The following is a 6052-nucleotide window of genomic DNA, read 5'->3' as shown; positions in this document are numbered from 1 at the left end:
GTGCGCACACTTGCCACCCCTGGGACTCAATGCCCTGCCGGGAGTGCGCGGGGCGCGCCTGTGCCGTTGCCGTCGCAGGAGCGAGCCACCATGCCCACGCCGCAAGCGTTGGCCGCAATGGGGCCACCACAGGGGGATAGCAGTGACCACCGTTCTTTTGGCTGCGGGCGGGGGCCTCGGGGGTGAAAGGGGTTCGTCGATGCGGGTCGGGTCAGCCCGGGAACAGGGCCGGAACGCACACCCCGAGGCGCCGTGCTCAACCCACCACAACGCTGACACCATCACCGCCCAGAGAAAGGGTCAGGGGGTGGCGCCGACGTGGGTTGCGAGAAGGCCCGGCCGGGCTACGATCCCGACCCCCGACGAACCACCACCCCCGAGGCAACACCACAGAACACCCCCACACCCAAGGCCCCAGGGTTCCTCGGTCGATCCTCTGGAACAGCCGACCGGGAAAACCCGGAGAGCCCTGGCCCCGCTCCTTCTCCGATCCCAGGGCCGGGCACACCAGGGTGTGGCCCAGCGCTGCCACCGCGGCCTCGATCCCGGCCCCGGCGAAGCCCTTGTCGCACACGATCGGTCCCGGAACGGGTGCTCTGCGCTGCACGTGCAGCAGGTGCAAGGCCTGCTTGCGCTCTTCCAGCCCCTTGGGGTGGGCCAGGCTGAACGCGCTGGGTGTACCGTCCTGGGAGGTTGGCGCCGCGACCCGCCCGGAACCCCGACGGTGCCGGGGCTCCCGAGGATCCGCTCCCCTACGCGGGGTCCTTGCTCAGCACCGGGACCACGTGCTCCGACACCTCGGAGTGCACCTGGTGCAGCCGGGTCTGTACCGCGCGACGGAGCTTGGCCAGGCACTCCACCAGCGTGATCTCGTCCCCGACCAGGCCGCCCTTGGCCACCACCGGGGTTCCGTCGAGCGGGCCCCCGCTCAGGTGCCCGTGCACGGCCAGCGGCACGACCTCGCCGCCCACCGCGAACGCGTGCACCCCGAGCTCGTCCAGCAGGCTCGCGACCAGGTCTCCCCCGGTCAGGTACAGGCCGCTGGGCAGGGCCTGCGGCCCCTCGGTGTCGGCGAGTTCGTGGATGACCTCCGAGACGAGCCGCGCGATACGCACGGGCAGCTCGGCCCGGTCCTGGGACGGCAGCGCCCGCACCTCCTCCGCGCTGCTGGTCAAGCGCAGGACACACAGGTCGGGGAACCCGGACGAGGTCAGTTGCTCGGTCAGCTCCCGGGACACGGCGCCGGCGTGTGCGTCACCGGGGTCGCTCAGGGCGGTCGCGTCCACGTCCACGAAACGCACGGCGCCGGTGCGGGCCACGGTCGTGAACTGGCGCGCGGTCAGGGCGGTGGTGCTGGCCGAGATCCCCAGCAGCGGCCCGCGCGTGCCCGCCTGCCCGCGCAGGCGCAGCGCGTACGCGAGCAGCGCGCCGGTGGGGCCGGGGTCGACGGCGACCCACACGGTTCCGTCCTCGTGGTGGGCGGCGGCCGCGGCCTCGGCGATGTCGGACAGCTGCTGCTCGGAGTTGGCGTCGCACAGCACGATCGGTTCGTCGCCCGATCGCAGTTCCGCGGTGAGCATCTCGTGGGTGACCTGGCGGACCGGGACGTGGCGAACCGCCATCCGCGTCTGCTCGGCGAGGATGTCACGCACGACGCTGGTGCCCATGGGCCACAGCGGGTCCTGCGCGAGGTCGGTGCTCTCCAGGGGGACCCCGTTGAGCAGCTGCACGCCGTCCTCGGTGATGCGCCCACCGCCGGGGAAGGCGGGGGAGAACAGCACGCGCACACGGGTCCCGGCCGGAACCCGCTCGCGCACGGCGTCGTAGGCGGCCTCGAGCTCGGCGCCGATGTTGCCGCGCAGGGTGGTGTCGGTGCGCTTGACCACCAGACCGACCGGCCAGACCGCCTCGACCACATCGGTGACCAGGTCCGCGGCCTGTTCGGCGGGGACGTGGCGGCTGTCGAGGTTGGCCACGACGACGTCGTGGTCGCCGGAGACCCGGCTGACGTGCTCGGGGGTCACCGTGGCCACCCGCATACCGGTGCGGGCGAACCTGGCACCGGTGGCGTTGGCACCGGTGAGGTCGTCTGCGACCACGAGTACCTGAGCCACGGCGCCTCTCCTTCTCGTCTTGCGGGTCCCGGGGGACGGGCCCCTTCCAACATAGGCGCAAGTAGGAGAGGTGGGGACGCCGTCCACAGGCACGATCGCCTCGGACGGCGTCCCCACCGGGGTCCGGTCAGCTGCGGTCGGCCCTCGGACCGGCGGAGGTGAGCCTCAGGTCCGCGTACCGCTCCCCCGACACCTGCTCGGCGAGGGTGTCCAGCTCCTGGAGCTCACCGTCGCTCAACCCGAGGTCGGCGGCGGCCGCGTTCTCCTCCAGCCGGTGCACCTTGCGGGTCCCGGGGATCGGCACGACCGGCAGCCCGTGCACCTGCGCGCGGTGGTGGACCCAGGCCAGGGCGACCTGCCCCGGGGTGGCCCCGTGGTTCTCGGCGATGCGTGCGAGGGGGTCGAGGATCCGGGCGTTGGTCTCCAGGCGCCCCTCCGCGAACCGGGGCTGCCCGCGCCGGAAGTCCTGCTCGGACAGGTCCTCGGTGCTCGTGAGCGTGCCGGTGAGGAAACCGCGCCCCAGCGGCGAGTAGGGCACGAAGGCCACCCCGAGCCGGGCGGCCTCGGGCACGACCGAGGCCTCGACGTCACGGCTCCACAACGACCACTCCGACTGCACGGCGGCGATCGGGTGCACGGCGTGGGCGCGCCGGAGCTCCTCCGCCGTCACCTCCGACAGGCCCAGGTGGCGGACCTTGCCCTCACGGACGAGCTCGGCCATCGCCCCGACGGTCTCCTCCACCGGCACACCCAGGTCCACCCGGTGCATGTAGTACAGGTCGATGACGTCGGTGTCCAGCCGGCGGAGGCTGGCCTCGGCGGCCTCGCGCACGTAGGCGGCATCGCCCCGCACGGGCCGGGCCTCCGGGTCGTCGGTGCGCACGATCCCGAACTTGGTCGCCAGGAACGCGCTGTCGCGCCGCCCGCGCAACGCCCGTGCGAGGAGCTCCTCGTTGGCTCCGCGCCCGTACATGTCGGCGGTGTCCAGGTGGGTGACCCCGATCTCCAGGGCCCGGTGCAGGGTCCGCACGGACACGTCCTCGTCCCCTGGTCCGTAGAACTCGCTCATCCCCATGCAGCCCAGCCCCTGTGCGGGGACGGTGGGGCCGTTCGTGCCGAGTGTGGTGGTGCGCATGGCTTCGCCTTCCTTCTGAGGGGCAGTCCCCATCCAGCTTGAAAACCAACCAGTTGGTTGTCAATACCTCGGGGCAACCGAACGGTTGGTGCGTTCGTATCCTGAAGCGCATGGCACGAGCAGAGACAGCCGCACTCCTCCTGGCAGCCGCACGCGGGGAGTTCGCCGAGCACGGCATCGCCGGCGCCCGGGTGGACCGCATCGCCCAGCGCGCGGGCGTGAACAAGCAGCGCATCTACGCCTACTTCGGCGACAAGGAACGGCTCTTCCAACAGGTCGTCACCGAGGCACTCGGCGAGCTCGGCCGTTCCGTCCCCCTCGACACCGGAACCGACCCGGCCGAGTACGTACGCAGGGTGCACGAGTTCCACCGCGACCGCCCGGACCTGCTCCGCCTGCTGCTGTGGGAGTCCCTGCACTACGGCGACCGCGCGCTCCCCGACGAGGAGGGCCGCGCCGCCCTCTACGACGACAAGGTCCGCGTGCTGTCCGAGGCCACCGGGCTGCCCGTCGAACGCGCCCGTCCCCTGTTGCTCACCCTCATCGGGATGGCGGCGTGGCCGGTCATCGTCCCGCAGCTGACCCGCATGACGCTGGGGCGCAACCCGGGTGAGGAAGGCGCCGACGAGGACCTGACCGACTTCCTCGCCGGCTTCGCACGTGCGGCGCTCGGGCCCGAGGAGCCCGGCGCCCGCTAGCCGCGACTAGAGCTCGACGACCGCCCCGGTGCGCGCGCTGCGGTGGGCGGCCTCCACGATCTCCAGCCCGTGCACGACCTCGTGCAGGTCCACGGGCAGGGGTTCGGCCTCCCCCACGGCGTCGCGCACCCCGGCGTAGAACTCGGGATAGGCCCCGCGTGCGCTCCGCACGGGGCGGGCGCCGTCGCCGGTGACCAACCGGCCCCAACGTTCCTCGGGCACCGCACCCCAGTCGGAGGCGCGCGGGTCCTCCCCCGCGGCGAGGCGCTCCTCCTGACCGTCCAGGCCCTCGACCACGTAGGCCCCGGCGTTGCCCAGGACCCGGAACCGGGGGCCGGGCTCGGCGGCGAGCGCGCTCATCCACAGGTGCGAACGCCCACCGCGCGTGTGGTGCAGGCTGAGGAAGACATCGTCGTCGGCGCGCACACCCTCGCGCAGCGCCGCGGCCTCCGCGTACACCGCGGTCACGGGACCGAACAGGTTCACGGCCTGGTCGATCAGGTGCGGGCCCAGGTCGTAGAGGATCCCCGCGCCGGCCTCGACCTCCCCGGCGTCGCGCCAGGTGCCCCTGGCCTCGGGCCGCCAGCGCTCGAACCGCGACTCGAACCGGTGCACCGTGCCGAGGGTGCCCTCGTCGACGAGGTTCCACAGGGTCAGGAAATCGGAGTCCCACCGCCGGTTGTGGAAGACGGTCAGCACCTGCTCCAGCCCCTCGGCCAGGGCGGTGAGCTCGCGTGCCTCCTCCGCGGTGAGCGCGAAGGGTTTGTCCACGACCACGGCCATCCCGGCCTCCAGCGCCGCGCGCGCCAGAGGTGCGTGGGTGTCGTTGGGGGTGGAGACGACGGCGATCTCGTACCGGTCGGCGTGCGCCCAAAGTTCGTCGGCGCTCGTGTACACGGTGGTGTCGGGGTACCGCTCGTGCACGGCCTTCTGCCGTTCGGGGTCGCCGGTGACCACGGCCGACAGGCGCAGCCCGGGGACGGCGTCGATCAGCGGCGCGTGGAAGACCTCGCCGCCCTTGCCGTACCCGAGCAGGGCCACGTGCAGGGCGGGGCCGTCGTGTTCGTGCTCCATGCCCTCAATCCAACCACCCGCGGCGCCCTGGGTGGCCCGCCCGTGACCACCCTCACGCGCCTGCCGGGGCCGAGGTCAGCTGCCGCGCAGTGCTGTGCGGGCGGTGTCCAGGGCGGTGGTGCGGTAGGCGGCGCCGAACAGGCACACGTGCACGAGCAACGGGTGCAACTGGTGCAGGGCCACACGGGTGCGCCACCCCTCGGCCAGGGGCGCGACCTCGTTGTAGGCGTCGCGGACCCGGTCGAGGTGCGGCAGCCCGAACAGGGACAGCATCGCCAGGTCGCTCTCCCGGTGACCTCCCTGGGCGGCGGGGTCGATGAGCACGGCGTCCGAGCCCCGCCACAGCACGTTGCCGCTCCACAGGTCGCCGTGGATGCGGGCGGGCGGTTCGGCGGGACCGGCCAGCTCGGCGACCGAGTCGACGGCGCGTTCGACCACACGTGCGTCGGACGGAGTGAGCGAGCCCTGGTCGAGCGCGTGGCGCAGGTAGGGGCGCAGCCGCTGCTCGGCGAAGAAGGAGGGCCAGTGGTCGGAGGGTGTGTTGTCCATCGGCAGCGGACCGATGTAGCCGTCCCACGGGGCGCCGTACTGCGCGGCCCCGGTCAGGTGCAGGCCCGCGAGCTGGCGCCCGAGGCGTTCGGCGGCGGCCGGCGTCGGCTCGTCCTCGGCGACCCAGGGCAGTACGACGATGCGCTCGTCCCAGGCCAGCGGGCGCAGCGCGGGGGAACCGAAGGCCTGCCCGAGCCAGGTGAGCCCGCGCGCCTCGGCGGTGAGCACCCCGGTGGCCGGGGCCCGGCGCGGCAGGGCCTTGACGAACAGACGGGTGCCGTCGTCGAGCTCGGCGTAGGAGATCTCCCAGTCGTGGCTGCTGCCCGCGCGTGCGGCGCGCCGCACGGGCCGGCCCAGGATCACACCCAGGCGTTCGGCCATGGTCCCGGTGACGGGGTCCCGGGGGTGGTCGCCCCGGCCGGTGGAGGCCGGGTCCTTGCCCGGCCCCCTGATGTCGCGCGCGATCGGTTCACCCTCCACCG

At 73.1% G+C, this 6052-nt stretch carries 5 protein-coding genes and 1 pseudogene; 1 reads left to right on the top strand and 5 read right to left on the bottom strand.

Going from position 1 to position 6052, the window contains the following annotated elements; all coding sequences use genetic code 11:
• Positions 1-427: 427 nt before the first annotated feature.
• From IDM40_RS29015 to IDM40_RS24970, 3 genes and pseudogenes are all read right to left on the bottom strand, one after another.
• Positions 428-694, bottom strand: a pseudogene (locus tag IDM40_RS29015) (hypothetical protein); the annotation flags it as partial.
• A 58-nt stretch (positions 695-752) separates the two neighbouring features.
• Positions 753-2114, bottom strand: coding sequence for a four-carbon acid sugar kinase family protein (locus tag IDM40_RS24975; protein ID WP_193124508.1), 1362 nt, complete (start codon positions 2112-2114; stop codon positions 753-755).
• A gap of 127 nt (positions 2115-2241) precedes the next feature.
• Entirely contained in the window at positions 2242-3249 is a 1008-nt protein-coding gene (locus tag IDM40_RS24970) for an aldo/keto reductase (RefSeq protein ID WP_193124507.1), read from the bottom strand.
• Between the two features lie 110 nt (positions 3250-3359).
• Between IDM40_RS24970 and IDM40_RS24965 the strand changes: the two genes are divergently transcribed.
• On the top strand, positions 3360-3947 hold the full coding sequence (locus IDM40_RS24965) for a TetR/AcrR family transcriptional regulator (RefSeq protein ID WP_193124506.1): 588 nt from the start codon (positions 3360-3362) through the stop codon (positions 3945-3947).
• A 6-nt stretch (positions 3948-3953) separates the two neighbouring features.
• On the opposite strand, the gene IDM40_RS24960 is transcribed toward IDM40_RS24965, so the two are convergent.
• Positions 3954-5021, bottom strand: coding sequence for a Gfo/Idh/MocA family protein (locus tag IDM40_RS24960; protein WP_193124505.1), 1068 nt, complete (start codon positions 5019-5021; stop codon positions 3954-3956).
• Positions 5022-5096: 75 nt separating this feature from the next.
• A complete protein-coding gene (locus IDM40_RS24955; RefSeq protein ID WP_407940045.1) occupies positions 5097-6050 on the bottom strand; it encodes a fructosamine kinase family protein in 954 nt (317 codons plus the stop codon).
• Positions 6051-6052 lie beyond the last annotated feature (2 nt).

The sequence above is a fragment of the Nocardiopsis coralli genome (genome assembly GCF_014892575.1).
Classification (GTDB): Bacteria; Actinomycetota; Actinomycetes; order Streptosporangiales; family Streptosporangiaceae; genus Nocardiopsis; species Nocardiopsis coralli.
The sequence above is the reverse complement of the archived record's forward strand: the minus strand, read 5'-3'. Positions and strand labels throughout refer to the sequence as shown.